This window comes from Hymenobacter ruricola (assembly GCF_015694525.1).
Taxonomy (GTDB): Bacteria; Bacteroidota; Bacteroidia; order Cytophagales; family Hymenobacteraceae; genus Hymenobacter; species Hymenobacter ruricola.
This window is the reverse complement of record NZ_JADQDM010000004.1, coordinates 114,102-138,882: the sequence shown is the minus strand read 5'-3', so window position 1 is coordinate 138,882 and position 24,781 is coordinate 114,102. Positions and strand designations below refer to the sequence as shown.

General features: G+C 58.8%; 21 protein-coding genes. 3 read left to right on the top strand and 18 right to left on the bottom strand.

Going from position 1 to position 24,781, the window contains the following annotated elements; genetic code table 11:
- Positions 1-313: 313 nt before the first annotated feature.
- The 9 genes from I2H31_RS10585 to I2H31_RS10545 all read right to left on the bottom strand — a co-directional run bounded on the left by I2H31_RS10585 (position 314) and on the right by I2H31_RS10545 (position 7,081).
- Positions 314-679, bottom strand: a complete 366-nt coding sequence (locus I2H31_RS10585) for a T9SS type A sorting domain-containing protein (protein WP_196293003.1) — start codon at positions 677-679, stop codon at positions 314-316.
- A gap of 237 nt (positions 680-916) precedes the next feature.
- On the bottom strand, positions 917-1,801 hold the full coding sequence (gene atpG / locus I2H31_RS10580) for an ATP synthase F1 subunit gamma (RefSeq protein WP_196293002.1): 885 nt from the start codon (positions 1,799-1,801) through the stop codon (positions 917-919).
- Positions 1,802-1,940: 139 nt separating this feature from the next.
- Positions 1,941-3,521 carry a F0F1 ATP synthase subunit alpha gene (gene atpA / locus I2H31_RS10575; RefSeq protein ID WP_196293001.1) on the bottom strand — a complete coding sequence of 527 codons (1,581 nt, stop codon included), beginning with the start codon at positions 3,519-3,521 and terminating at the stop codon, positions 1,941-1,943.
- Positions 3,522-3,641: 120 nt separating this feature from the next.
- The gene (gene atpH, locus I2H31_RS10570) at positions 3,642-4,202 is read right to left on the bottom strand and encodes an ATP synthase F1 subunit delta (protein ID WP_196293000.1); all 561 of its coding nucleotides are present in this window, start codon (positions 4,200-4,202) and stop codon (positions 3,642-3,644) included.
- A gap of 96 nt (positions 4,203-4,298) precedes the next feature.
- Positions 4,299-4,793, bottom strand: a complete 495-nt coding sequence (locus tag I2H31_RS10565; RefSeq protein WP_196292999.1) for a F0F1 ATP synthase subunit B — start codon at positions 4,791-4,793, stop codon at positions 4,299-4,301.
- A gap of 172 nt (positions 4,794-4,965) precedes the next feature.
- On the bottom strand, positions 4,966-5,238 hold the full coding sequence (atpE, locus tag I2H31_RS10560; RefSeq protein ID WP_191007053.1) for an ATP synthase F0 subunit C: 273 nt from the start codon (positions 5,236-5,238) through the stop codon (positions 4,966-4,968).
- 92 nt (positions 5,239-5,330) lie between these two features.
- A complete protein-coding gene (gene atpB / locus I2H31_RS10555; RefSeq protein ID WP_196292998.1) occupies positions 5,331-6,404 on the bottom strand; it encodes a F0F1 ATP synthase subunit A in 1,074 nt (357 codons plus the stop codon).
- A gap of 47 nt (positions 6,405-6,451) precedes the next feature.
- Positions 6,452-6,847, bottom strand: coding sequence for a hypothetical protein (locus I2H31_RS10550; protein ID WP_196292997.1), 396 nt, complete (start codon positions 6,845-6,847; stop codon positions 6,452-6,454).
- 6 nt (positions 6,848-6,853) lie between these two features.
- Positions 6,854-7,081, bottom strand: coding sequence for an AtpZ/AtpI family protein (locus I2H31_RS10545; protein WP_196292996.1), 228 nt, complete (start codon positions 7,079-7,081; stop codon positions 6,854-6,856).
- A gap of 211 nt (positions 7,082-7,292) precedes the next feature.
- Here I2H31_RS10545 and porW point away from each other — a divergent pair, with 211 nt between their 5' ends.
- The 3 genes from porW to uvrC all read left to right on the top strand — a co-directional run bounded on the left by porW (position 7,293) and on the right by uvrC (position 15,012).
- On the top strand, positions 7,293-10,385 hold the full coding sequence (porW, locus tag I2H31_RS10540) for a type IX secretion system periplasmic lipoprotein PorW/SprE (RefSeq protein ID WP_196292995.1): 3,093 nt from the start codon (positions 7,293-7,295) through the stop codon (positions 10,383-10,385).
- Positions 10,386-10,500: 115 nt separating this feature from the next.
- Positions 10,501-12,840, top strand: a complete 2,340-nt coding sequence (locus tag I2H31_RS10535; protein WP_230687674.1) for a penicillin-binding protein 1A — start codon at positions 10,501-10,503, stop codon at positions 12,838-12,840.
- 336 nt (positions 12,841-13,176) lie between these two features.
- Positions 13,177-15,012 (top strand): excinuclease ABC subunit UvrC, encoded by a 1,836-nt coding sequence (uvrC, locus tag I2H31_RS10530; RefSeq protein ID WP_196292994.1) that lies wholly within the window; start codon positions 13,177-13,179, stop codon positions 15,010-15,012.
- A 73-nt stretch (positions 15,013-15,085) separates the two neighbouring features.
- Here the strand turns inward: uvrC and porN are convergent, their stop codons facing one another.
- The 9 genes from porN to I2H31_RS10485 all read right to left on the bottom strand — a co-directional run bounded on the left by porN (position 15,086) and on the right by I2H31_RS10485 (position 24,741).
- The gene (porN, locus tag I2H31_RS10525) at positions 15,086-16,072 is read right to left on the bottom strand and encodes a type IX secretion system ring subunit PorN/GldN (protein WP_196292993.1); all 987 of its coding nucleotides are present in this window, start codon (positions 16,070-16,072) and stop codon (positions 15,086-15,088) included.
- A gap of 58 nt (positions 16,073-16,130) precedes the next feature.
- Positions 16,131-17,714: a type IX secretion system motor protein PorM/GldM gene (gene porM / locus I2H31_RS10520; RefSeq protein WP_196292992.1), complete on the bottom strand. Its 1,584-nt coding sequence runs from the start codon at positions 17,712-17,714 to the stop codon at positions 16,131-16,133.
- Between the two features lie 47 nt (positions 17,715-17,761).
- Positions 17,762-18,535, bottom strand: coding sequence for a type IX secretion system motor protein PorL/GldL (gene porL / locus I2H31_RS10515; protein WP_196292991.1), 774 nt, complete (start codon positions 18,533-18,535; stop codon positions 17,762-17,764).
- 113 nt (positions 18,536-18,648) lie between these two features.
- The gene (gene porK, locus I2H31_RS10510; protein WP_190926681.1) at positions 18,649-19,665 is read right to left on the bottom strand and encodes a T9SS ring complex lipoprotein PorK/GldK; all 1,017 of its coding nucleotides are present in this window, start codon (positions 19,663-19,665) and stop codon (positions 18,649-18,651) included.
- 248 nt (positions 19,666-19,913) lie between these two features.
- Positions 19,914-20,933: a PorP/SprF family type IX secretion system membrane protein gene (locus I2H31_RS10505; RefSeq protein WP_196292990.1), complete on the bottom strand. Its 1,020-nt coding sequence runs from the start codon at positions 20,931-20,933 to the stop codon at positions 19,914-19,916.
- A gap of 162 nt (positions 20,934-21,095) precedes the next feature.
- Positions 21,096-21,926, bottom strand: coding sequence for a uroporphyrinogen-III synthase (locus I2H31_RS10500; protein WP_196292989.1), 831 nt, complete (start codon positions 21,924-21,926; stop codon positions 21,096-21,098).
- Positions 21,927-22,003: 77 nt separating this feature from the next.
- Positions 22,004-23,185, bottom strand: a complete 1,182-nt coding sequence (locus I2H31_RS10495; protein WP_196292988.1) for a DUF4271 domain-containing protein — start codon at positions 23,183-23,185, stop codon at positions 22,004-22,006.
- Positions 23,186-23,195: 10 nt separating this feature from the next.
- On the bottom strand, positions 23,196-24,278 hold the full coding sequence (locus I2H31_RS10490; protein WP_230687671.1) for an MraY family glycosyltransferase: 1,083 nt from the start codon (positions 24,276-24,278) through the stop codon (positions 23,196-23,198).
- Positions 24,279-24,324: 46 nt separating this feature from the next.
- Complete coding sequence (locus tag I2H31_RS10485; protein ID WP_196292987.1) at positions 24,325-24,741, bottom strand: hypothetical protein; 417 nt, start codon at positions 24,739-24,741, stop codon at positions 24,325-24,327.
- Positions 24,742-24,781 lie beyond the last annotated feature (40 nt).

The following is a 24,781-nucleotide window of genomic DNA, read 5'->3' as shown; positions in this document are numbered from 1 at the left end:
AGTTGGCTTAAGAAAAGAAAAAGCTGACTTTGTACAAATCTATGTTTATCCGGCGATAGTACAAGCACTGTTTCTGTGCTTTCCTGATAATTGCTAAGCGCTTCCTAGAGCCGGTGGCGTCTGGCCACATTTACCCCCATTTCGCCGACTCTACACACGTTCATAATCAGCGTGTTGGCACCAGCCGATATCGCGCTTTTTCAAAGTTGCCCGTGCTGTCATTGCGACAGTTCTCCCAACACCCCGCCAGCAGCCTCGCTCAAGATGAGCATACCCCACCCAGGCCAATAGGGTCACCAAAACCACTCCTTGTTTATTCCACTTTCAAAGTCCTGGCCGTGCGCACCTCCCCCACCTGCACCTGCACCCGGTAGAGGCCGGGGGCCCGGCCCAGCAGGGGTATTTCGGCCGTGCCGCCGGTTTCCGGCAGGCTCACGGGTTGCTCAAATACCGCCGTGCCCTGCGCATTGAGGAGTGTGACCGTGGCCTGCGTGGCGCCGGGCACCGCGGGCACTTCCACGGTAGCCCGGATGTGGGCAGGGTTGGGGTATAGGTGCAGGTCGGCCAGGGGCTCCGACGCCTGGGCCCGAACCTTCGGTGCCGCCAACAACACCAGCAATGTCAGCAAGGCCAGTGGACGTCGCCCGGTAAAGGGCTCCGGGGAGGAAAGCGTAAGCATAGCGTAATAGGAGGAACAAGAATAAAAAATAATTCCTTAGGCCATCGGCCGCAGGGCACTGCTAACGCAAGCGCTCTGTAATATGGTATGGCGAGCATAAGTTGAACACCCTCATTTCGGCTTGCTGCATTTCTTTTCCCCCTGGCAATCTGCTGCCTAACGGCCTTTCCTATAACTCAACAAAAAAGCCCGTCTTCAAGGAAGACAGGCTTTTTTTAATTTTACCGAATCGATGCCTTACCCCGCCGCCAAGGCCTCAGCACCGCCCACGATTTCAAGAATCTCGGTCGTGATGGCCGCCTGACGCGTCCGGTTGTAGGTCAGCTTGAGGGCTTTGAGCAGCTCACCGGCGTTGTCGGTGGCTTTGTCCATGGCCGTCATGCGGGCGCCGTGCTCCGAAGCGTTGCTTTCTAACACCGCCTTGTAGAGTTGAATTTTGATGGACTGCGGAATCAGCGTCTGCACGATTTCCTCCTTGTTCGGCTCGAACAGGTAGTCCACATTAGCCGTCGGCGTGGCCGAAGCGGGCTGGGCGGCCGGCACCAGCGGCAGCAGCTGCTCGGTGCGGATAATCTGCGTGGCCACGTTGCGGAATTCGTTGTACACCATCACCACCTCGTCGTAGGTGCCGTTGCGGAAACCGTCCATGGCCACTTCGGCGGCCTCGCGCACCGTCTCAAACGACAGCTTGGCGAAGACGTGGGTGTAGTTGCCCACCAAAGAGCCCCGGCGACCATAGTAGTCGTGCGCCTTCTTGCCGATGGCCATGAACGAAATGTTCGCGGCCGGCAGGTTAGCATAACGCTCGGCAATGGCCGCGTTCACGCCCTTGAACACGTTCGAGTTGAACGCGCCGGCCAGGCCACGGTCCGAAGTCACGGCAATGACCAGCACGCGGCGCACCTCGCGGGCCACGCCGTAGTCGCTCACGATGTCGGCGTCGGCCGTGCGCGTCAGGTTCGCCAGAATGGTGTTCAGGCGCTGGGCGTAAGGCCGCATCCGGATGATGTTGTCCTGGGCACGACGCAGCTTGGCCGCCGCCACCATTTTCATGGCTTTGGTAATCTGCTGCGTGCTCGTCACCGACTGAATGCGGTTGCGGACTTCTTTTAAGCTTGCCATTTATCCTTGTTAATTATTATAAACTAAGCGTTTGAACGTCATGCAGAGCGCAGCGAAGCATCTTGCTCGCATCGTTGAGTTACTAACTCATGCGAGATGCTTCGCTGCGCTCTGCATGACGTTCTGTACTTAATTTTTACTACGACGCGTAGCTCGCCGACACGTCCTTGGCTACCTCGCGGATGGCCTTGGTGCCTGCGTCCTCCAGCTTGCCAGCCTTCAGGGCCTTCAGCACGTCGGGGTAGCGCGAGTTCATCACCTGGCCGAACTCCTTCTCGAACTCCCGCACGCGGTTAACCGGCACACTATCGAGGAGGCCGTTGGTGGCGGCGTAGATGATGGCCACTTGGTCTTCCACCTTCACGGGCGAAAACTGGGGCTGCTTCAGGATTTCGAGGTTGCGACGGCCGCGCTCAATGGTGAGCTTGGTCGAGGCATCGAGGTCGGAGCCGAACTTGGCGAAGGCTTCCAGCTCGCGGAACTGGGCCTGGTCAAGCTTCAAGGTACCCGATACCTTCTTCATCGACTTAATCTGAGCGTTACCACCCACGCGCGACACCGAAATACCCACGTTGATGGCCGGACGCACCCCCGAGTTGAACAAGTTCGTCTCAAGGAAAATCTGGCCGTCGGTGATAGAAATCACGTTGGTCGGGATGTACGCCGATACGTCACCGGCCTGCGTCTCAATCAGGGGCAAAGCCGTCAGCGAGCCGCCGCCTTTCACCAAGTGCTTGATGCTGTCGGGCAGGTCGTTCATGTCGCGGGCGATTTCGTCCGACGAGTTGATTTTAGCGGCGCGCTCGAGCAAGCGGCTGTGCAGGTAGAATACGTCGCCGGGATAAGCCTCGCGTCCGGGAGGACGACGGAGCAGCAGCGACACCTCGCGGTAAGCCACAGCCTGCTTCGACAAGTCATCATACACCACTAGAGCCGGACGGCCCGTGTCGCGAAAGAACTCACCGATAGCAGCACCGGTGAAGGGCGCGTAGAACTGCAGCGGCGCGGGGTCGGCGGCCGGAGCAGCTACCACCACGGTGTAGTCCATGGCACCGCCTTTGGTCAGCGACTGCACCACCTGGGCGATGGTCGAAGCCTTCTGGCCGATGGCCACGTAGATGCAGAACACCGGCTGGCCGGCTTCGTAAAACTCGCGCTGGTTGATGATGGTATCGATGGCCACGGCCGACTTACCAGTCTGACGGTCACCGATAATCAGCTCGCGCTGACCACGGCCAATCGGAATCATGGCGTCAATCGACTTGATGCCCGTTTGCATCGGCTCGGTCACCGGCTGACGGTAGATTACGCCGGGAGCCTTGCGCTCCAAAGGCATCTCGTACAGCTCGCCGGTGATAGGCCCACGGCCGTCGATGGGCTGCCCGAGGGTGTTCACCACGCGGCCCACGATGCCTTCGCCCACCTTGATGGAGGCAATTTTGTTGGTGCGTTTCACTGTGGCGCCTTCCCGGATTTCCGAGTAGTCGCCGAGCAGTACAGCACCCACGTTGTCTTCTTCGAGGTTGAGCACGAGACCTTGCAGGCCGTTCTCGAACTCAATCAATTCGCCCGCCTGGGCCTTGCTCAGTCCGTAGATGCGGGCCACGCCGTCGCCGATTTGCAACACGGTGCCGACTTCTTCCAGCTCGGCTTCGGACTTGAAATTGGACAACTGCTGCCGCAGGATTGCGGATACTTCGTCCGGACGTACTTCTGCCATGGTTTTGGGAATAAGGTATAGGGGACAAGGGATAAGGTGCGGGGACTTGGAGAAAACCAGCAAATCAGCACGTTAGTGCCGCAACCGGTTGCTTATCCCCTATCCCTTCTGCCCTATACCCTACAGTTGTTGTTGGTAAGAATTTTCTTGCAAAGAGATGCGCATCTTGCGGAGGCTGGTGCGCACGGAATCGTCAATCTGATTGTCGCCGACACGCAGAATAAACCCGCCAATCAGGCTGGGGTCCACCTTCTCGGTCAGCTTCACTTCGGTGAGGCCGGTTTGTTGGGTCACCAGCTTTTCCATCTCCGCGCGCGAAGCCGGCGTGAGCGGCGTGGCCGAAGTCACTTCCGCCATCTGGATGCCCTGCATGGCGTTGTACTGCACCTGGAATTCGGTGCCCATGCTTTCCAGCGCCGCCTCCCGGTTTTTCTCGGTGAGGATGGTGAAGAAACGCATGGTCATGTCCGACACCTTGCCTTTGAAGATGGCGTTCAGGATGGCCAGCTTCTTGTCGTGCTTCACAATCGGGTTGCGCAGCAACAGCCGCAATTCGCGGCTTTCGGACATGGTCTTGCTCAGCAGGTCCATGTCCTCTTTCACGCTATCCAGCGTGCCCATCTCCTTGCCCAAGTCGAGGAGCGACTTGGCGTAGCGGGCCGCTACTCGTTGGTCAGCCATTGGTTAGTATTAGTTGTCAGTTGATTGATTGTCAGTTGCCAGGCTTGTTAACGAGGGCTGCACACAGCCTAACAACTGACAACGAAAAGCTAGCAACTAGTTCAGTTTAACGTCTTTCAAATACGAATCCACCAGCTGCGTTTGGGCAGCGGGCTCGGCCAGCTCGCGGCGCAGAATGCGCTCGGCGATGTCGACCGACAGTTGGGCGGCGGTGTTTTTCACCTCGGCCAGCGCGGCGTTTTTCTCCTGCTGGATGGCTTCGCGGGCTTGGGTGATGATGCGGTTGGCTTCTTCCGTGGCGCGGGCCTTTTCGGTCTCGCGATGCTGGTTGGCCATGATGGTGGCTTCCTGCATCATGCGGTCGCGCTCCTGGCGGGCGTCGGCGAGCAACTTCTCGTTGCCGGCTTTCAGCTGCTGCATCTCAATTTTGGCCTGGTCGGCCATGCGCAGGGCGCTTTCGATGCTGTCTTCCCGCTCGCGCAGCGAAGCCATGATGGGCTTCCAGGCGAACTTGGTCAGGATGAAAAGAAGCAGTAAGAACAGGACCGTCTGCCAGAACAGCAGCCCTAATTGGGGGGTGATTAAGTCCATAGTATCGTTATGTAAGCTGTTAGCTAATAGCTGTTAGCCGTTAGCTTTTTTAACCAAACTGAACAAACTATCAGCTAACGGCTATTAGCCAGTGGCTCAAAAGTCAAGCAGCCCGCGCCGCGCCGCGAGGGGCGGACGCGCCAGCGGGCTGCCGAACTTGTAGCGGCTACTTCTACAGTTTGAAGCTCACCAGCAGGCAGACTACCACTGCGAACAGGGCCAGACCTTCGATAAGAGCAGCGGCAATCAGCATCACCGTCTGGATTTTACCCGAAGCGTCGGGCTGACGGCCGATGGCGTCCATGGCCGAGCCGCCGATGCGGCCGATACCAACACCAGCGCCGAGGGCTACCAGACCAGCACCGATACAGGCACCCATTACAGCGAGGTTGTTACCGTTGCCGGCTACTGCGGCCACAGCCTGCAAGAACAAAGAGAGAAGCATAGAACTTGGAAAAAGAAAAAAGAAAAAAATTGAAAATCAGCTAGACCACGACTGGGGGGGGGAGCGCCGCGGGTTCGCAGGAAAAACGGGAATTAGTGGGTGGCGTGGGTCGTTTCCGAACCGTCGTCGTAGCCCATCTGGTAGTCGGCATCGTGGTGGTCTTCCACCGCGCCGCCGATGTACATGGCCGACAGCAGCGTGAAGATGTAGGCCTGCAACAGCGCCACCAGCAGCTCAAGCATGCTGATGAACAAGCCGAAGGCGAGCGACAGCGGGCTCACAGCCACCGACTTGAAGAGGAAAATCAGGCTGATAAAACTCAGGATGATGATGTGACCGGCCGTGATGTTGGCGAAGAGTCGAACCATCAGCGAAATCGGCTTGATGAAAATGCCGACGATTTCAACGGGCACGATGATGGGCAGCAGCCAGGCCGGTACTCCCGGGGGCTTGAAGATGTGCGACCAATAGTACTTGTTGGAACTGAACAGCGTGATGAGCAGCGTGGCCACGGCCAGCATGAACGTCACGGTAATGTTGCCGCTCAGATTGGCCGCGCCGGGCGTGAGGCCCAGCAGGTTGTTGAACCAGATAAAGAAGAAAATGGTGAGCAGGTACGGCATGTAACGCTCGTACTTCGGGCCGATGCTCTTCTTGGCCACTTCGTCGCGGATGAACATCACGACGGGCTCCAGGAACGACTGAATGCCTTTGGGGGCACTGCCGTGGCGCTTGCGGTAGCCGCTGGCTACGGCGCGGAACACCAGAATGAGGATGAGGCAGCTCAGGATGAGCGAGGCCACGTTTTTGGTGATGGAGAAGTCGTAGACCTTGCTGCCGTCTTCAGCCACGAGGTGGCCTTCTTCAATCTTGAGGCCGTTGTAGGTGCCGTTGGCCGAGTGATGAAACTGGCTCGAGGAGAACACCGACACGCCCTTGCTGGGCTGGTAGGCGATGATGGGCAGCGGCAGGGTGACGTGGGTGCCGGTGTGCTCGTTGCCCAACGTGGCGAAGTGCCATTCGTGCTCGTCGGCCACGTGCTCCATGATTACTTTGCCGGGGTCGAAATTTTCGGTCTCGGCGGCTTCAGCAGCACCGGTTTCGGGCTGAACTGCAAATGAAGGCAGCGTGAAGAGAAAACAGAGGGCGAGCAGTAAATGCTTCATTAAGGCTGACTTAGGGACGGCGGCGGCGAAAGGAGCCAGCGGGCCGATTACCCTGATTTTGAAAACGGGCGCAAGTTACTAAGAATGGCCCAGATTTCAAACCCGGCATACAAAAAGTACAGAACGAAGAAGGTAATTAACAGGCTCATGGTGCCCTCGCCGCGCACCCCGCCGGCGCGGTACAAGTAGATGCCCAGCACCAGAATGGACCCCAGGAAACGCAGCACTACCCCGCCAAAATACCCGGCGATAAAATAGTCCTTATTGGCGGCCGTGACGCGCGCCGTGATGTAGTAAGTAGCAGCCGTGAGCACCGCCATGAGCAGCAGCACCCGACCCGCATACGGGTGGATGACGTGCGGCCCAAGCTGGCTCCCGAGGAGGTAAAGGACGGCGGCCAGGGCCAGGGTGAACAGGGCTAAGTGCAGCAGGAAGCGGGGCATCGGGCGTTATTTCGTCAGCGAGCGAATGACGTGGTAGAGGGCGGCGAACAAGCCCAGCAGCATCAGGCCCACGGTGTAGTAGGGGGTTTTGTTGTGGAAGTGGCCGTCGAGCCAGCTACCCAGCCAGGCGCTGCCGCCAATGATGGCCAGCATGGTGAAGGCAATGCCGGAGTATTTGGCCACGGTGTTGGCCTGGTCGGCGGGGGTTTCGGGCTTGGGCGGGTCGGGGGTCATGGCGCGGCAAATGGCAATGGGTACGACAAGGTAACGGGCAAATTTCCAGCAGGCCGCCCCGGCCATATACGGTATGACGCGAGCTGGAATGAAAAAACGTAATTTTACCGGTCTGCTGCCGTTAGCTTGCCAGCGCGAGGGCGGCCGAACGAACATTTCGGGTGGCCTCCGGCGTTGCGGGGCCTACGGGTTGCCTTTACTCCTTTCTGCTTTGACACAACATCTGCTGACATACCGTTGGGCCGCGCTCTTCCTTTTCCTGCTGGGACTGGGGGCAGCGGGCTGCGCTTCGGACAAAAACCTGGTGGCGCACGCCTTTAACAACGTGGCCGCGCGCGACAATGCGTACTTCCTGGCCCGCGAGAAGCTCCTAGCTGCGGAAGACAAGCTGTACGCCGCGCGCATCAACGACTACAACCAGACGCTGCCGCTGTTTCCGACGCTGGACAGCACGACGGTGCGCGCCAACCGGGCCGATTTGAACGATATCATTAAGAAAGCCTCGATGCCGATTCAGCACCGGCCGGGCTCGGACTGGACCGACGACGCCTACATTCTGGTGGCGTGGGCGCGCTTTTACCAGATGCAGTTCAACGACGCGGCGCTGACGTTTAAGTACGTCAACTCGACCAGCAAGGACGCCAACGCCAAGCACGAGGCGCTGATTGGGCTGATGCGCACCTTTGTGGCGCAGGGCGAAATGGAAAGCGCCAAGGCCGTTTCGGATTTGCTGGACAAGGAAGTGGGCCTGCCCAAAGACGCCCGGCAGCTGTTTCTGACGCGGGCCGATTATTACATCCGGACCGATGAGCCGGCCAAGGCCATTCCGCAGCTGGAAAAGGCCATTCCGCTGATTGAATTTAAAAACGAACGGTCGCGGACGCGATACATTCTGGCGCAGTTGTACCAGGACGCGGGCGAGAACAAGAAGGCGTACGAGCAACTCGACCTGCTGCTGGCGCGCAACCCGCCGTATGAGCTGGATTTTCAGGCCAAGCTGATGCTGCCGCAGGTATCGGACCTGAGCCCCGAGAACCGGGCGCGGCTAAATAAGACCTTCGCGGGCTTGCTGAAAGACCCGAAGAACAAGGACTACCGCGACAAGATTTACTACGAGATGGCGCGGCTGAACTACCGGGAGCAAAACTACCCCGAGGCTTTGAAGCTGGTGCGGCAGTCCATTGCGGCCACCACCACCAACCGCTTGCAGAAGAGCTACACCTACCTGCTGGCGGGCCGGATTTACTACGAGAACCTGCAGAAGTACCGCTTGGCGGCCGCCTACTACGACAGCACGGTGCAGAGCCTCAATAAGGAAGCCAAGACCTACGCCGCCATCAAGGAGCGCAGCGACATTCTGCGGGATTTCGCCAAGCAGTGGACCATCATTGAAACGCAGGACAGCCTGCAGGCTCTGGCCCAGCTGCCCAAAGAGGCCCTGGACGAGAAGCTGAACCAGTACGCTGACGCCGAAATAGCTTTTAAGAAAAAGGAAGCTGCCCGGCTGGCGGCGCAGCAAAAGGCCCAGGCCAAAGACGCGGAGTTTGCCGCGCGCGCCGCGGGCAGCAACCCGCCCAGCGCGTTCGGTTCGCTGCCCGGCGGCGGGGCTGCCCCCGACCCCATGGCTTTCGACCCCACGGCCGTGGCCAGCGGCGCCAAGTGGTACTTCGACAACCCCGCCACCCTGGGGACGGCGCGGGCCGACTTCATCCGGAAATGGAACAACCGGCAGCTGCAGGACAACTGGCGCACCAACCGCCAAATCAGCAGCTCGCCCAATGCCGCAAACAACGGCGGCGCGCCGCTGTCCGTGACCGGCAATTCGACCACGGCGGTGAACGGTGGCCAGGACTCGGCCCGCACCGCCGCCGCCGTGGACCCCAGCGCGGAACGCAACGCCCTGGTGGCCAAGTACCGCGCCGCCCTGCCGCTCACCCCTACGCAGTTGCAAGCCTCCGACAAGCAGGTGGAAGCGGCCATGTACGAGCTGGGCGGGATTTACAAAGAGCAGTTGAAGGAGCGTGAGAAAGGCTTCGAGACGTACGAAAAGCAAGTGGCGCGCTACGTTCGCGGCGAGCACGCCCCTGACGCTTATTACCTTCTTTACCTCTATTACAAGGACAAACCCGATGCGGCGAAAATGGCACAGTACGCGGCGGCGTTGCAAAAGGAATTTCCCACTTCGCTCTACGCCAAGCTGATTGCCGACCCTTTGTACCGCGAGCACGAGCTGGCCCTGCACAACGCCGTGGCCAGCCGCGTCGATTCGGCGTTTACGCACTATAAAAACCAGGAATTCAAAAAGGCTTCGGCCGTGCTGGCCCGCACCGAAAAGCAGTACCCGAAGAGCGACCTCAACGACCGGGTGGCCTACCTGAAAACCCTGCTGGTGGTGCGCACCCAGGCCCCGCTCACGGCCCGCTCGTCGGTGGAGAAGTTCTACAAAGACTACCCGGACAGCCCCCTGGTGCCCCAGGCCCAGGCTTTGGCCGAATCCTACAAAAAGCAGAGCGCCGGCCAACTGGCCGGGGCGCTGGCTTCGACCGAAAAGCCGGTGATTTCGCTTTTCCGGCCCGGCGAGGTGGACAACCGCATGCGCATCTTCTACCGCGAAGACGAGACGCCCTACAAAGCCCTGAACCCCGTGGCGCCTGACGCGGCGCCCGCGCCCGCAACGGCAGCCCCGGCCCCCGCCCCAACTTCGACAGCCATTGCGGCGCCGGTAGCCAAGACGGAAGCGCTGGCACCTGCGGGCTCTGCCGGCCCGGCCCCGACGAAGGTGACTCCCGCCAAAGACCTCAAAGACCAGAAGAAAGCCCCCGCCCCGGCTCCCGCGCCTACCAGCCCAGCTCCCGCGCCGGCTACGGCAGCTTCGGGAGCTCCGGCCGGCACTCCGTCGGCCGCCACCGTTGCGCCGCCTCCTGTTGCCCCGGCAGTGGCTTACACCACGCAGCTCAGCGGTGCCCACGCCGTGGTGCTGGTGTTTCCGAAGGCCACACCGCCCGCCGCCGACTTGGTGACGCAGCTGACGGCCTACAACAACCGCTTCTTCCGGGCCAACAACCTGCAAATGGAAACGCCGCCGCCAAGTGCCGACCAATCCATGGTGGTTATCCGGACGCTGCCGGGCGCCAAAGTGGCCCAGAGCTACGCCACCAAGCTGCGCGGGCCGCAGTCGCCGCTGGCGCGCTTGCGCGGGGCCGGGTACCAGGCGTTGGTTATCAGCCTGGAAAACCTGGCTTTGCTGCAGGCGAGCGGGGACCTGGCGGGGTATTCGGCTTTTTACCAGCGCGTGTACAAGTAGCGGAGCGCCGGTAGTTGCCCGGCGCGCATGGGTGACCAATGCCTTGAAACCGTATAAAGCCTCCGCCCGCCCTCGGAGGCTTTATTTTTGCCGGACTATTTCTGTTTTATTTCCCATGCCGACCTCCTCCCCTGCCCGCCGCCCCAAGCCCACGCCGCTGAAACCCGCGCGCCGGGGCCGGTTCACGGCTTTCATCCGGACCATGTGGGTGCTGTTTGGCGCGGGCGTGGTGGGGCTGGGCCTGTTTGTGCTGGCCGTGAGCGGCAACTTCCTGAACCTGTTCGGGCGCATGCCCAACCTGAAGACCCTGGAAAACCCGCGCTCGGAGCTGGCCTCGGAAATTTATTCGGCCGATGGCGTGCTGCTGGGCAAGTACTTCCGCGAAAACCGCACCCCCGTCGAGTTCAAGGACCTACCCCAGAACCTGATTGACGCCCTCATTGCCACCGAAGACGTGCGCTTTGAGCAGCACTCCGGCATCGATGCCAAGAGCGTGCTGCGGGCCGTGACCGGCGTGCTCACCTTCTCGCACAACGGCGGCGGCTCCACGCTCACGCAGCAGGTGGCCAAGGTGCTCTTCAAAACCCGCCAGGACCTCAACGATGGCGCCCTGAACGGCACTGGCAAGCTGGGCATGCTCATCACCAAAGCCAAGGAATGGATTCTGGCCATCCGGCTGGAGCGCAACTACACCAAGCGCGAAATCATGCGCATGTACCTCAACACGGTGGAGTACGGCTCGAACTCGTTCGGCATCAACACGGCGGCCAAAACCTTCTTCAACAAGCGCCCCAAAGACCTGAGCACGCCCGAGGCCGCCACGCTGGTGGGCATCGTGAACGCGCCCGGCCGCTTCAGCCCCGTGGTGCACCCCGACCGCTCGCGCAAGCGCCGCAACTGGGTGCTGCGCCAAATGGCCAAGTCGCACTACATCACCGACGCCGAGCTGGCCCAGGACACAGCCAAGGCCATTGTGCTGCACTACTCCGTGGAAAACCCCAGCAAGGGCCTGGCGCCCTACTTCCGGGCCGAGGTGGTGAAGTCGCTCATTGCCTGGGCCAAGGAAACCGACCACGACCTGTACGCCGACGGCCTGAAAATCTACACCACCATCGACTCGCGCATGCAGGCCTACGCCGAGAAGTCGCTGGCCGAGCACCTGGCCTTGCAGCAGAAGTGGTTCAACGCGCAGTGGAAGGGGCAGCTGCCCTGGCGCGACGAGAACGGCAAGGTCATCCCCGACTTTCTGAACGTGGCCATGCGCCGCACCCAGCGCTATAAGTCGCTGATGGTGCAGTACGACGGCAACCGCGACTCGGTGAACTACTACCTGCGCAAGAAGTACAAGATGCCCGTGTTTACCTGGCAGGGCGAGAAAGAGATGTTGATGTCGCCGCTTGATTCGCTGGCTTACTACAAGCGCTACCTGCAGGGCGGGTTCATGGCCATGAACCCCCTGAACGGCCAGGTGAAGGCCTGGGTGGGCGGCCCCAACTACAAGTTCTTCAAGTTCGACCACGTGCGGCAGGGCAAGCGCCAGCCCGGCTCCACGTTCAAGCCCATTGTGTACACGGCGGCCATCGAGGCCGGCTACTCGCCCTGCTTTCCGCGGCCCGACGTGGCCACTACCTTCCCCGCCGTGGCCGGCCGGGCGCCCTACACGCCCCGCAACTTCGAGGGCAATTTCTCGGGCCGCACCTTCACGCTGCGCCAAGCCCTGGCCCGCTCCATGAATTCCATCACGGCGTGGCTGGTGATGAAGCTGGGCCCCGAAACCGTGGCCCAAGAAGCCAAGAAGCTGGGCATCACCTCGCCCGTCGACGCCGTGCCGTCCATGGGCTTTGGCACGTCCGATTGCAGCATTTTCGAGCTGTGCGGGGTGTATAGCACCTTCGTGAACAAGGGCGTCTGGACTTCGCCCATCATGGTCACCCGTATCGAAGACAAGAATGGCAACGTGCTGCGCGAATTCGTGCCCCAGACCAAGGAAGTCCTCAACGAGGAAACTGCCTACATCATGACCAACATGCTGCAGGCCAGCACCACCGAGCCCGGCGGCACCAGCACCATCCTGCACACGGGCTTCAAGTTTCCATATGAAATCGGGGCCAAAACCGGCACCACCTCCAACTACTCCGACGCCTGGTTCATGGGCATCACCCCGGACCTGGTGTGCGGCATGTGGATAGGCGGCGAAGACCGCAGCATCCACTTCCGCACCGGCGCCTACGGCCAGGGCGCCCGCGCCGCCTTGCCGCTCTACGGCCTCTTCATGCAGAAGGTGTACAAGGACAAGAGCATCGGCATCGAAACCGGCCCTTTCCCCAAGCCCGCCGCCCCGCTCACCATCGAGCTCGACTGCTCGAGGTACTACGGCGGCCAGCGCGACACCATTCCCTACGACCAGAAGATGACTGTGCCCGACGCATCTGAGTTGGACGACAAGGACATTTAATACCAGTCCGCCTCAAACCAGTTGCCCTCCAGGGGCAGTGAGTTGCCCGAAAAGCGAAACTCACTGCCCCTGGAGGGCAACTGGTTTAGGAAAAAACCGAACTAGTTTCGCTTCTCAGGCAATTACTTCGATTCGGAAGGCAACTAGTTCGGCTTGGAAGGTAACTTGTTCGGTTCCGAGAGCAACTAACTCCTTTCGGAAGGCAACTGGGCCGGTTCTGACCCAAACCACTTGCCTTCCGCGCTTTCGGCCACGCCGCCGACAGCTACGTATTTCTGGCTGAACAAATTCCCCTCGTCCCCGCGTTAAGCAACACTCCCCCGCCCTGCAAAAACTATGGCCGCCAATCCCGAGCTCCAAGCCCAAATCAACGCCCTGCCTCACAAGCCTGGCGTGTACAAGTACTTCGACGACGAGGGCATCATCTACGTGGGCAAGGCCATCGACTTGCGCAAGCGCGTGAGCAGCTACTTCACCAAGCAGGACCACAACAAGAAAACCCAGCAGCTGGTCCGCAACATCAAGCGCCTGGAGTTTACCATCGTGGATAGCGAGTCCGACGCCTTTCTGCTTGAAAACAACCTCATCAAGCAGCACCAGCCCAAGTACAACATTCTGTTAAAAGACGGCAAAACCTATCCTTACCTCTGCCTCACCAACGAGCGGTTCCCGCGTCTCATTCCCACCCGCAACAAGATTAACGACGGCTCGCGCTACTACGGCCCCTACGCTAACGGCACCGCCCTCAACGTGCTGCTGGAGCTCATCCGGGCCCTCTACCCGCTCCGCACCTGCAACTTCAACCTGAGCGTAGCCAACGTCGAAGCCGGTAAGTTTCGGCCCTGCCTGGAGCTGCAGCTCGGCAACTGCAACGCCCCCTGCGTGGCCAAGGAAGACGAGGCCACCTACAACGGCTACATCCAGCAAATCCGCAACATCCTCAACGGCGACCTGCGCATCCCCAAGCAGTACTTCCGGGAGAAGATGACCGCCGCCGCCCAGGAAATGCAGTACGAGTTGGCCCACCAGTTCAAGGTCAAACTCGACAAGATTGAGGCCTTCCAGGTGAAGTCGACCATCGTCAACGCGTCCCTGACCAACATCGACGTTTTCGCCATCGCCAGCAACGAAAAATCGGGCTTCATCACTTACCTCAAGGTGATGAATGGGTCCATCATCCTCACCCAAAGCCTGGAAGTTACTAAAAAGCTGGATGAGGAAGACGCCGAAATCCTGGCCCCGCTCATCATGCAGATGCGCCAGGAGTTTGAAAGCGAATCGCGCGAAATCCTCACCAACGTGGCCCTGGAGCTGCCGCTGCCGGGCGTCACCGTCGCCGTCCCCCAAATCGGCGACAAGCGCAAGCTCCTCGATTTAGCTATCAAAAACGTGCTCTACGCCCGCAAAGAAAAGGAAAGCATGAACGAGCGCAGCAAGGACGTAAACGAAGTGCGCATCATGGAAACCATCAAAAAGGACCTGCGCCTCACCGAGCTCCCCAAGCACATCGAGTGCTTCGACAACTCCAACTTCCAGGGCGATAACCCGGTGGCCGCCATGGTCTGCTTCCGCAACGCCAAGCCCAGCAAGAAGGACTACCGCCACTACCACATCAAAACCGTTATCGGCCCCAACGACTTCGATTCGATGTACGAAGTCGTGACCCGCCGCTACCGCCGCCTCGTGGACGAAGGCGCCAGCCTCCCGCAGTTAGTTATTGTCGACGGCGGCAAAGGTCAGCTCAGCATGGCTGTCAAAGCCCTGAAAGACCTCAACCTCTGGGGTCAGATTCCCGTCATCGGCATTGCCAAACGCCTCGAGGAAATCTACGTGCCCAACGACCCCCTCCCCCTCTACATCGACAAGAAGAGCGAATCCCTGCGCCTTTTTCAGCGCATGCGCGACGAAGTCCACCGCTTCGGCATCACCTTCCACCGCTCGCGCCGCGACGCCGCCACCCTCAAAACTGAGTTAACCGACGTGAAAGGTCTCGGCCCCGTCACCGCCGAAAAACTCCTCAATAAATTCAAGTCCGTCAAAAAAATCCGCGAGCTCAGCGAGGCCGAGCTCATCGCCGAAGTCGGCAAAGCGAAAGCCAAAGTCCTGCAGAACTATTTCGCCGAAAACGACGCCCCCGCCCACCCAATGCCCGCGCGGCAACTCCCGGGTTAAATCGCAGTCTATAAAAAGAAAAAGCCCCTCGCATTGCTGCAAGGGGCTTTTTCTTTTTTGCTATTACTAGACGTTAGAAGCTCCACAGGTTGTATTCGTACTCCACCAAGTCAGCCGCCGTCTGCTGAGCAGCCAGGATGCCTTGCTGAGCACCACCGTAGATGTCATCCAAGCGGCTATCGCCGGCGTTCGACACTTTGGTGATGTACGAGTTGAACAGCCACAGTTCGAAAGCATCAGCCAGATTCTTGTGCTGCGCATCGTTCTCCGCGTTGAACCAAATGGCATTTTGCGGATTGGCGCGGAACACCTTCACCAGGTCGCTGTATTTGAACGTGCCAATCGGCTTTTCAATGCCCGATACGTTAGTCGGCAGCGTTGAAGGCACCAGCAACGTAATGGACTTGATGTCGTGATACATTCTCGACCGTTTCTTGTCGAAAATCATATCCTCCTTCACTTCCATCTCATACAAGTCCTTCGGGCGATACTCATTACCCACCGGAGCGGGGGGAGGCGGAGGAGCTACGGCTACAGTTTCATAAATAATTTTGCCCTTTTTGTCCTTCAGCGGCTTTCCATTGGCACCCAATTTAGGCTGGCGCTTGGTAGTGGCTGCAGTAGCACCAGTGGCACCTTTCTTAGGCTTAGGAGCACCCCAATCGTCGCCGCCGCCACCTAGGTCAGCTTGGCTGAAACCGGCCGCTTTTTCCTCATCGCTCAGCTTCACAGCTTCGTCAACGTAGGAGGCGTTGCCTTGAACCTCCTGCGGGGTGTAAGTAGAAGTGAGTGAGTCGTTCTTATAGGCCGTCAGTTCACCGCGCTTTACTGCGTCGAGAATAACCCGGCTTATTTCTTTGCCCTCGGAGAACATGGGCTTGTTCTGTTTCTCGCGCAGGTCCACTTGCCGCCAAATGCTCTTGCGGAACATCTGGTCAGAAGGCGGAATGGGCCGGTGCGAGCCGGTGCTGCTCGCCGTAGTGGCTTGCTCCTGGGCCGAAGCCGTCAGCGACAGCGACAAGCCCGCCGCAACCGCGGCCAAGGTGTGAATGGATTTCATATCGGGCAAAAGCAAATTAATTGTAGGATAGTTCGCTAACGTGGACACGCCACAGATATTACAGCAGGGGGATATTAAATTGCTTGGAAACGCTCACCGGCTCGGTAGTGCCCTGGAAATTCATGCGCTGCACTTCCTTCACTTCCACATAGAGACGGTCGCCGTCACGGTAAGCATTCACCACGTCGCTGAGGTCAGCCTGCGGGCCGCTAATGGTTTTGGTAGCCAGCGCCGGGCGACGGCCACGCACGAGGGTTACTTCGTAGCGCGTCACGCGGAAGCGCGCATCTTCCGGCAGGAAGGTGGCAAAGCCAGCATCCGGAACGGCTTTCAGCGTCATCGAGCGTACGGCGGTGCCGGGAGTGCCCTGCTTCTCATTGGCCTCACGGCCGCCTACGAAACACTGAATGGTAGGCTTGGGAATGGGACGAACCTGGAAGGTCTGCGAACCAATGGGGTTGCCGCCGCTGCTCACGTTCAGGGTTACTTCCCTCGAATTCGGAATCAAGGTTACGTCGCCAACTTTAGCGCCCTGGATGGCCGAAGCGCCCGAAGCCGAGAAGCTGGGCTTGTACTGAGCGCCCAGAGCAGGGACCGATACGTTCAGCTTGTTGCCGCACTTGAAGTACAGCGCCTGCACCGAAGCCGACTGAATCTGCATCACCGGCTTGGTAATGTTGTACTCAACTTTCTTCACGAAAGTGGTGTCGCGGCCATTCTGGTTGAAGCGAATCGTGCCCGTCCAGGAAGCTTTAGCAATGCCTTCTGCGTTAAAAGAGCCGGGTTTAGCGGTGAATTCAACCTTGCCGTGACCATCGGGGCCCACGGAAATGGGCGAACCGTTCAACGTCATTTTCGGGCTGATGGTGGAGGCCGAAGCCGTCAGGAAAAGCTCAGCCTTGTACTTCGTGCCGGCGGCCACCGTATTGGACTCGGCGCTAGCAAAAGCACCAATTTTGTCGAACACAATCGTTTTGGCACCCACTTTCTGAGCCAGCGCCGACAGAGCGTCCGCTTCGTACTTCAGCACCTCGGTTTCTTTCTGCGAAATGGTTGCCAAAGCAGCCACTACCGGCGTGTTCTCGAAGTTGAGTTCGGCGAAGTTTTTGTTCTTCTGCGCCTTCTCCGTCACGCGGGGGTCATCTTTCGCATCGATTGCCAACGGAACTGCGGTTGGCACGAACTGCTTGATGTAGTCTGAATACTCGTTCAGCTTCGGCTTGAGGCCGGTGTACGCAATGCCGTTGTGCTTCTGACCGCCGAGCATGGTGATGGCTACCTTGTCTTCACCGCTCAGGTTGGTCATTTCAGGACCTTTGTTCTCGGTTGCGGTCAGCAGCTTTTGCCGAACGTCGCGCAGGTAGGCAACCAACTCTTTGGTCTTGGTGCGAATTTCTTCGCTTTGCTTCAGCACCGCCAAGTCACCCGGCTGGTTGTTGTTTTTCTGCACAGCAGCCTGGATGCCTTTCACTGTACCGTCGGCACCTACTGAGGTCTTATCGTTAACACCCAACAGGCTGTCATCGATGAACTTGAACTTCAGCAGAATCGCTGAGTTCACTTGAAGCGCCAGAAGAGCGGTTAGCACGAGGTACATCATGCCAATCATCTTCTGCCGCGGGGTTTCTTTTCCGCCTGCCATTATCTGGTTCCGCTAAAAAAATTGGTGGAAGGAATGATAAAAAGCGCTTAGGCTTGAGCGCCGGCCCGCATGGCATTCAGCATGTTGCCGTACACGCGGTTGAGGGAAGTCAGGTTGCCCGTCAGGTCAGCCACTTGCTTTTGGAAGCTTTCGGTGTCTTTACCAGCCTGCGTCATGTTTTCCATGGCTTTGCTGAGCGTGCCGTAGAACTGGTTCATGGACTTCAGGTGCGTGTTGGCATCCTGGAGTTCCATTTCGTACACTGCATTCAGCGCACCCAGGTTTTTGGTCACGTTCTGCACCTGCATGTGATACTCTTTGGCATCGGAGGTAGCATTCGACATGGCCGAAATAGCATCGACGGTGTTCGAGTATGCCACGTTGATTTTTTCCAGCGAATCAGCGGCCGAGCGTACTTTCTTGGTGTACTCGTCGGTGACGTTGGTGGCTTCGCCCAGTTGCGAAAGCTGCGAGGTGGTGGTGCTCAGACGATTCAGGCCCTGGCCGAGGTTCGAAATAGCTTCCGGAGTTACGTTGGCGTTTTTCAGCATATCGTCCAGCTTCATGGTCAGGCCCTTGGCCGAGTTATCGGTCGAGAAGCTGTTGCTGCCGGTCGAAGGGTCGTAGCCTTCGCTCAATTCGGGGTACACCAGCGACCAGTCGTGCTCTTTGTGCTGGGGCTGGAACGCGCTGAGGGCAAAGATGAGGGCTTCGGTGCCGAGACCCACGATGAGCATAGTGTCAGCACCAGCCCAGTGTTCAATTTTAAACAAAGCACCAACGATAACTACTGCTGCGCCGAGGCCATAGATTTTGGGCATCAGCGTGTCATAGAGAAAACTTCCTTTAGCTGCCATGAGAATTTAACTTGAAAGGGGGGTTGAAGAAGGTGTTAGAAGGGGGAGGGTGGTTGTGATAATATTGTGCTGTAGCCTTAGTTGAGGGAGCTATTGGTACCCATCCCAATTTGAATCATCGAGCAGCGGAAACCAATGTAAGACCGTGCCGAGTCTTGGTATTCAAAGTTGCGAGTGCCGGTTTCGAGGAAGTAAGCAATGTCTTTCCAGGAGCCGCCCCGCACCACTTTCCGGGGTTCGTTGTCATCCGGGTTGGTCGGATTCAAGTCCCACACCACCGGTACCGACGCTTCCATGTAGGCATCGTCGCACCATTCCGAGACGTTGCCGGCCATGTCATACAGGCCAAAGTCGTTGGGGAAGAAGGAGCCGACTTCCGAGGTGTAAGCAAAGCCGTCGGAGGCATAGTCGCCGCGGCCGGGTTTAAAGTTGGCCAGCATGCAGCCTTTGGTGTTGCGCAGGTATGGGCCACCCCAAGGGTAAGTAGCCAGGTCGCGGCCGCCGCGGGCGGCGTATTCCCATTCGGCTTCGGAAGGCAGGCGGAAGTTGGGGTCGTTGGCGTAGCCCGATTCCTCACGTGCGGCATTCCGGAACTTGGTGCGCCAGTTGCAGAAGTATTTGGCGGCAAACCAGTCAACGCCAACCACCGGATAGTCATCAAAAGCCGGATGGGTGTAGTAGTATTCGAGCAGCGGGTCACCCATGTGGTAGGTGAAGTCGCGCACCCAAACTGTGGTATCGGGGTACAATTCCGTCATCACGTACTCCTCGCCCAAAACGTCGAGCGAGTCCTGCTTGATGGCATCCACAAACTGGCGGTATTCGTTGTTGGTAATCTCCGTTTCGTCCATGTAGAAGCCGGCGATGGTTACCTGCTTATTCATGTTTACCATAGAAGCCGAGATGTCCTGGTCGGTCTGGCCCATGTGGAACGTGCCACCGGGGCAGGGCACCATGCCATAAGGCACTTCCTGCGGAATAAAGAAGGGCCGGTCCTCAGAACCAACCAGGTCACCCGTGGGTCCTTTGCCAAAACACCCGCCTAATAACGTCCCGGAGATAGCAAAAAGGGATAATGCTAGAAGCTTGTTCATGTGAGTTAAAATTCTGTTTTTAGATACCGATACCGCTAAAGTACATTTAGAAGGGCTGGCAAATCTACACTAAATTAGGAAACTGTGCAATACCTACGTTTCGCTGCACAGGGCCAAATTCGGGGTAAACACGCTGAATAGCGCAAATAACTCGGTTAATCCGTATTATATTTTGCGAAGCCGCCTAAAATTTATCCTAACTGAATAGGATAATGCTCATTCTGAGGTGCGAATGAGAAATAGGAAAATTAGAAGCTGTAACGGGGCGTGCGGATGGCCGGGCGAATATTAGCAGCGGCCTTGGGCAAGCGGTAGGAGAGCATAATTTCGTGTGAACCGAACGCACGGGCATCCTGGTTGAAGGCAATGAAGTCGAAAGCGTACCCCAGGCGCACCGCGTTGTCTTTGGCAAAGCTGATGCCCAGAAGGCCCGAAACGGATTCTTCGGTGCGATAGTTAGCACCTATCCAATACTTGTCGTCAATCGTTGCCCGAACGCCGCCTTCAAAAGAGTAGTTCTTGGAGTTGCTAAATTTGTTGCTGCTGGCGAAATCACCCGGCAGTACGGACTTCACCAACACGGTTGGCGTCACTACAACGGAGGACGAGGCGTCGATATTGTAGCCCGCGGTGAAGTAGGCGTGGTTTTCGGCAATGTACTGGTTGGGAGTACCTCCTATCTTGCCGGTTTGCGGGTCCGGTACGCCAGCGCTCTTGAACGTGTACTTCGAGCGCAGCAGGTTGTTCATGCTAATGCCCGCATAGAATTTCGGCGACTCGTACCACAGGCCCACGCCGGCGTCGAACTTGCTGTCGGAAGCGCCGCTGGGCACGTTCACGTCGTACTTATCGATGGCGATGTAGGTGCCTTTGCTCAGGTAGGTATAGATGCCCTGGATGCCGATGCCCAGTTTGCCCTCGCCCAGCTTGATGTGCTGCGAGTAGGAGAGCGAGGCGTTGGTCATTTTCGACTGGCCCACTTGGTCATAGTACACCACGGCGCCCACGCCACCGCCGGTGGCCAGAATGGGCATAGAGGCCGAAAACAGGCCGGTCCGGGGCGAGCCGTTGGCGTCGCCGAAATTGCCGTAGTTGTAGTATTGGTAACGACCAATCAGGTTGAATTCCCCGTTTCCTTTGATGCCGGCGTAGGCGGGGTTCAGGGCCATGCCGTTGAAGGCGTAGTGGGTGAACTGGGGCTGTTGCTGAGCATACGCCGAGCCAGCTGCGGCCACGCAAAAGAGGGTCGCAAGTAACGTTCCTTTCATAGGGACAGGTGGTAACGGGGGGTGAAAGAAGAGGGAGGTGGAAGTTGGGTGGTGCGAGTGGAAGACTCGCTTCCAAATGTAAGGGAAAAAGCGCGGCCAAAAAACTTGGGCCAAAAAAACCGGGGCAAAGGGCTTGCTCCGGTTTTCAGTCGATTACCTAAATCAGGCGTCGGGTTTGGCGTTTTTGGGAGCTGGCTTGCCCACGTCGGGCTGCGCATGCCGCCGGATGTACGCCTCGATGGCGCCCGTCATCGACGGGGCATTGGGATGCGGGGCTTCGATGTCGAGAATGAGCCCGGCGTCGATGACGGCCTTGGCCGTAGTGGGGCCAAAAGCCGCAATTCGGGTGCCGTCCTGCACAAAATCAGGAAAGTTGATGAACAGCGAACTGATGCCGGACGGGCTGAAAAAGGCGATGCAATCGTACTTCACGTCCGACAAATCGGACAAGTCGCTGGCCACTGTGCGGTAGATGACGGCTTCCGAAAACTTGAGGTTGTTGGCCCGCATGAACACGGGCAAGTCGTCCTTGCGAATATCGGAACAGGGGTACAAAAAATTCTCCCCCTTGTGCTTTTTGATGACATCGAACAAGTCGGCAGCGGTGCGCTCGCCCACGAAGAGCTTACGCTTGCGCAGCACGATGTACTTCTGCAGGTAGTTAGCCGTTTGCTCGGAAATGCAGAAATACTTCATTTCTGCGGGCATTTCCAGCTTGGCTTCCTGACAGATGCGGAAAAAGTGGTCGACGGCGTTGCGGCTCGTGAAAATGACGGCCGTAAAGTCGAGGAGGTTGATTTTTTCGCGTCGGAAGTCCTTGTAGGACACCGGCTGTACGTCAATAAACTCGCGAAAATCCACCTTAATGCCGTATTTCTCGGCAATGGCGAAGTAGGGAGAAACGTCGTTGGCGGGCTTGGGCTGGGTAACCAGGATGCTACTGATGCGCTTGGCGTGCCGGCCTGTGCCCGGCTTATCTGCACTCTCGGCCATACAGGAAAAAAAAGGGTAATGCTAGGACAATAAGAGGAGGAGAATGAACTAATGCGGACCGCGCGGCCCGACGCCAATCAGTACGTAAAGACAATAAGTTTAAGTAAAACCAATAAAGGCAATACTTCAGTAGCGCAAAGGTAGGCAAACAAATGCAGATTCAGCAGGGAGGCGTGCTGGTGCAAGGTGCGGGCCACGCGCAGCACGGTGCCCACCAGCACCACGGCAATGGCGGCGCTGGCGGCCCACGCCACTGTGCGGGGATGCCCGCTGTTGAGGCTGAGGTAGAGCAGCAGCACCACGGGCAAAAATAGCCCCGCCAGCAGCGTGGTCCGCAAAAATTCCCGGTACTGCACGTTGACCAACGGCTGCAGGCCAAAGATGTAGGCCAGCACCCCCACGTACGCGTACTTGCCCAAGACGAAAGCCGTGATGATGGCCGTGTACAGCAGCACCCGGGCCACGATGGCGGTTTCGGGCACGTCGAAAAAGCGGCGCAGCAGGGGCAGGTTTTGCAGGTCGGTGTGGATGGCGGTGAGCAGCAGCGCGAAGGAAAACGCAAACAGGACCACTAGCAGCAAGTTGAGCAGCGAGAAGGCCGGCTTGGCCAGGAAGGCTTGCTGGTCGCTGCTGTTGCTGAAAAGCTCGTCAATCTGGAAGATGCGGGCGAGGCCGGGCTGGTAGGTGGTGCGCACCGCTCCATAAGACAAGCCCAGCACCAGCAGGAAGGCCAGATACACGTTCTGGCCCTGGGGGCCGGGCAGGCGGGGCTGGGCTTGCCCGGTGCGGGCGGTGGCATGGCCCGCGGCGCTCACGGGGCTCAGCCCCGAGAAAGAAGCCAGAGCGGGCGACCCGTCGGGCTGCCACACCGCCAGCAGATGCTTGCCCGGCGCCAACTGCGCGGGCAGGAGCTGCGCCAAATCGAGCGAATAAGTGGTAGCGGCTCGGGCATTGAAGATGAGCTGGTTGTCAAGAAAAAGGCTCAGCCCGGGCTGGGCGGCAAATGACAAGGGGAAGGACTGATTGCGGCTGATGCGCACCCATTGGTAGTAGGCGTGCGCCGGCTGGTGGTAGCCCGGCAGGTAAAAAACCAGCCGGTTGCGAGCCGCGTCGTGGATGAGCCAGTCGGCCGATAGCGAGGCGGGCGAGGCGGGAGGCAGCTGCTTGTACTCGCTGGCCCGGGCCGGGCGCACGCCGCCGGCCAGGGCGAAGCATACGCCCCACACCAGAAGCCAGGAGATGCGTGCTGCGCGCCACATAGTGCGAGGGCTAGTTGCTGCCATTGGCCGCCAGCAGCTGCCGGCGGGAAATGCGGCTCTGGTACACGCCGAAGAAGATGCTGAGGAGGGCCGAGAAGCCGGCCAGCGCCGCAATCAGGATGGTGTTGCCCAGGCTGGCGAAACGGATGACGAACAAAATCACCAGCACGTTGAGCAGGCCTAGCAGTAGCACGGTGCTGATTTGCTGGAAGCCCATGGCCAGGATGCGGTGGTGAATGTGGTTTTTGTCGGGGGCGAAGGGCGAGCGGCCGGCCAGCATGCGCAGAGAAAACACCCGGATGGTATCGAACAACGGCACAAACAAAATGCCCACGGCCACCGAGGGTGCCGCCGCCCCGAAGGGCTGGCCCACTTTAAGCCCCATCTCGATGAACTGAATGGCCAGCACCGATACGATGAAGCCGCAAACCAGCGAGCCGGTGTCGCCCATGAAAATGGGCGCGCGGTGGAAGTTGTAGCGCAAAAAGCCCAGCAGCCCGCCAATGAGGCAGAGCGCCACGTAGGCATAGTTGCTAAAATAAGGCCCGCCGTGCTGATAGAAATAGTAGCCGAACGTGCCGCAGATAATCAGCACGATGGTGCCGGCCAGGCCGTCGAGGCCGTCGATGAGGTTGATGGCGTTGGTGATGCCCACGATGACGGCGAGCGTGAAAGCGTAGCTAACCCCCACCGGCAGCGTGCCGATGCCAAGGATGCCCTGGAAGCTGGTGATGCGCACGTCGGCCATTATCATCACAATGCCCGTGGCCAGCAGCTGACCCACAAATTTCTTGGCCACCGACATGCCCACCAGGTCATCCTTCAGGCCCACAAAAAACAGGATGATGCAGCCGGCCAGCAGCTCCTTCACGCCGTTTTGCAGGGGGGCGAAGATGGTGAGGGCCGACATGAACCCGGCAAACACGGCCACCCCGCCCAGGCGCGGCGTGAGCGACTGGTGCACGGTGCGCCCGTTGGGCGTATCCAGCATGTTTTTGAGGTGGGCGATGTAAATGATGGACGGCACGGCAAACAGCGACACCAGCAGCGCCCACATCCACGACAGGCCCAAAGGAATATCGAAATGGTTCATATAAATACGTTAGAAAGCAATGACTACGGCCGCCGGAAGCGGCGGCTTAGCTGTGCAGCACGCCCAACTGGTCGAGCAGGGCAATGTGCGTGAAGTTGTCGGCCACGATGGAATCGGGCACGAAAATGAATTTCTTGTCGAAAATCTGGGGGCCGTGGTAGTAGCTCACCCAGTACTGGTTGTTGAGGTGAAACAGGGCCGGGTCGATGGGCTCGACGGGCACGGCCGTGCGGGGCGGCACTTCCTCAAAAACGTAGCGCAGCGTGGAGGTGCGCACCTTTTCGCCGTCGGGCTGCTGGCCGTAGCCGTTGGCATTCACGATGACGTTTTGCAACGGAAAGTCGTTGTGGTTCAGCAGGTACACCTGCCACAGCGGCTGGCCGTCGGGCGTCAGGGCCTCGTTGTCGGGGATGATGGCAACGGAAACGCCCTCCACGGGGTCGAAGGAAATGTCTTGTTTCACAGACCGCAGATTAAACGGAATTTAACGGATGATGACGGCT

Coding starts and splice junctions, on each gene's coding strand:
- I2H31_RS10490 (WP_230687671.1), bottom strand. CDS start 24,278: ATGAACCATTTCGATATTCCTTTGGGCCTGTCGTGGATGTGGGCGCTG.
- I2H31_RS10535 (WP_230687674.1), top strand. CDS start 10,501: ATGCCGACCTCCTCCCCTGCCCGCCGCCCCAAGCCCACGCCGCTGAAA.
- atpG (WP_196293002.1), bottom strand. CDS start 1,801: ATGGCAAGCTTAAAAGAAGTCCGCAACCGCATTCAGTCGGTGACGAGC.
- uvrC (WP_196292994.1), top strand. CDS start 13,177: ATGGCCGCCAATCCCGAGCTCCAAGCCCAAATCAACGCCCTGCCTCAC.
- atpE (WP_191007053.1), bottom strand. CDS start 5,238: ATGCTTCTCTCTTTGTTCTTGCAGGCTGTGGCCGCAGTAGCCGGCAAC.
- I2H31_RS10565 (WP_196292999.1), bottom strand. CDS start 4,793: ATGGACTTAATCACCCCCCAATTAGGGCTGCTGTTCTGGCAGACGGTC.
- I2H31_RS10505 (WP_196292990.1), bottom strand. CDS start 20,933: ATGAAAGGAACGTTACTTGCGACCCTCTTTTGCGTGGCCGCAGCTGGC.
- I2H31_RS10585 (WP_196293003.1), bottom strand. CDS start 679: ATGCTTACGCTTTCCTCCCCGGAGCCCTTTACCGGGCGACGTCCACTG.
- I2H31_RS10545 (WP_196292996.1), bottom strand. CDS start 7,081: ATGACCCCCGACCCGCCCAAGCCCGAAACCCCCGCCGACCAGGCCAAC.
- I2H31_RS10495 (WP_196292988.1), bottom strand. CDS start 23,185: ATGTGGCGCGCAGCACGCATCTCCTGGCTTCTGGTGTGGGGCGTATGC.
- porL (WP_196292991.1), bottom strand. CDS start 18,535: ATGCCCAAAATCTATGGCCTCGGCGCAGCAGTAGTTATCGTTGGTGCT.
- porM (WP_196292992.1), bottom strand. CDS start 17,714: ATGGCAGGCGGAAAAGAAACCCCGCGGCAGAAGATGATTGGCATGATG.
- I2H31_RS10500 (WP_196292989.1), bottom strand. CDS start 21,926: ATGGCCGAGAGTGCAGATAAGCCGGGCACAGGCCGGCACGCCAAGCGC.
- porN (WP_196292993.1), bottom strand. CDS start 16,072: ATGAAATCCATTCACACCTTGGCCGCGGTTGCGGCGGGCTTGTCGCTG.
- I2H31_RS10550 (WP_196292997.1), bottom strand. CDS start 6,847: ATGCCCCGCTTCCTGCTGCACTTAGCCCTGTTCACCCTGGCCCTGGCC.
- atpB (WP_196292998.1), bottom strand. CDS start 6,404: ATGAAGCATTTACTGCTCGCCCTCTGTTTTCTCTTCACGCTGCCTTCA.
- porK (WP_190926681.1), bottom strand. CDS start 19,665: ATGAACAAGCTTCTAGCATTATCCCTTTTTGCTATCTCCGGGACGTTA.
- atpA (WP_196293001.1), bottom strand. CDS start 3,521: ATGGCAGAAGTACGTCCGGACGAAGTATCCGCAATCCTGCGGCAGCAG.
- atpH (WP_196293000.1), bottom strand. CDS start 4,202: ATGGCTGACCAACGAGTAGCGGCCCGCTACGCCAAGTCGCTCCTCGAC.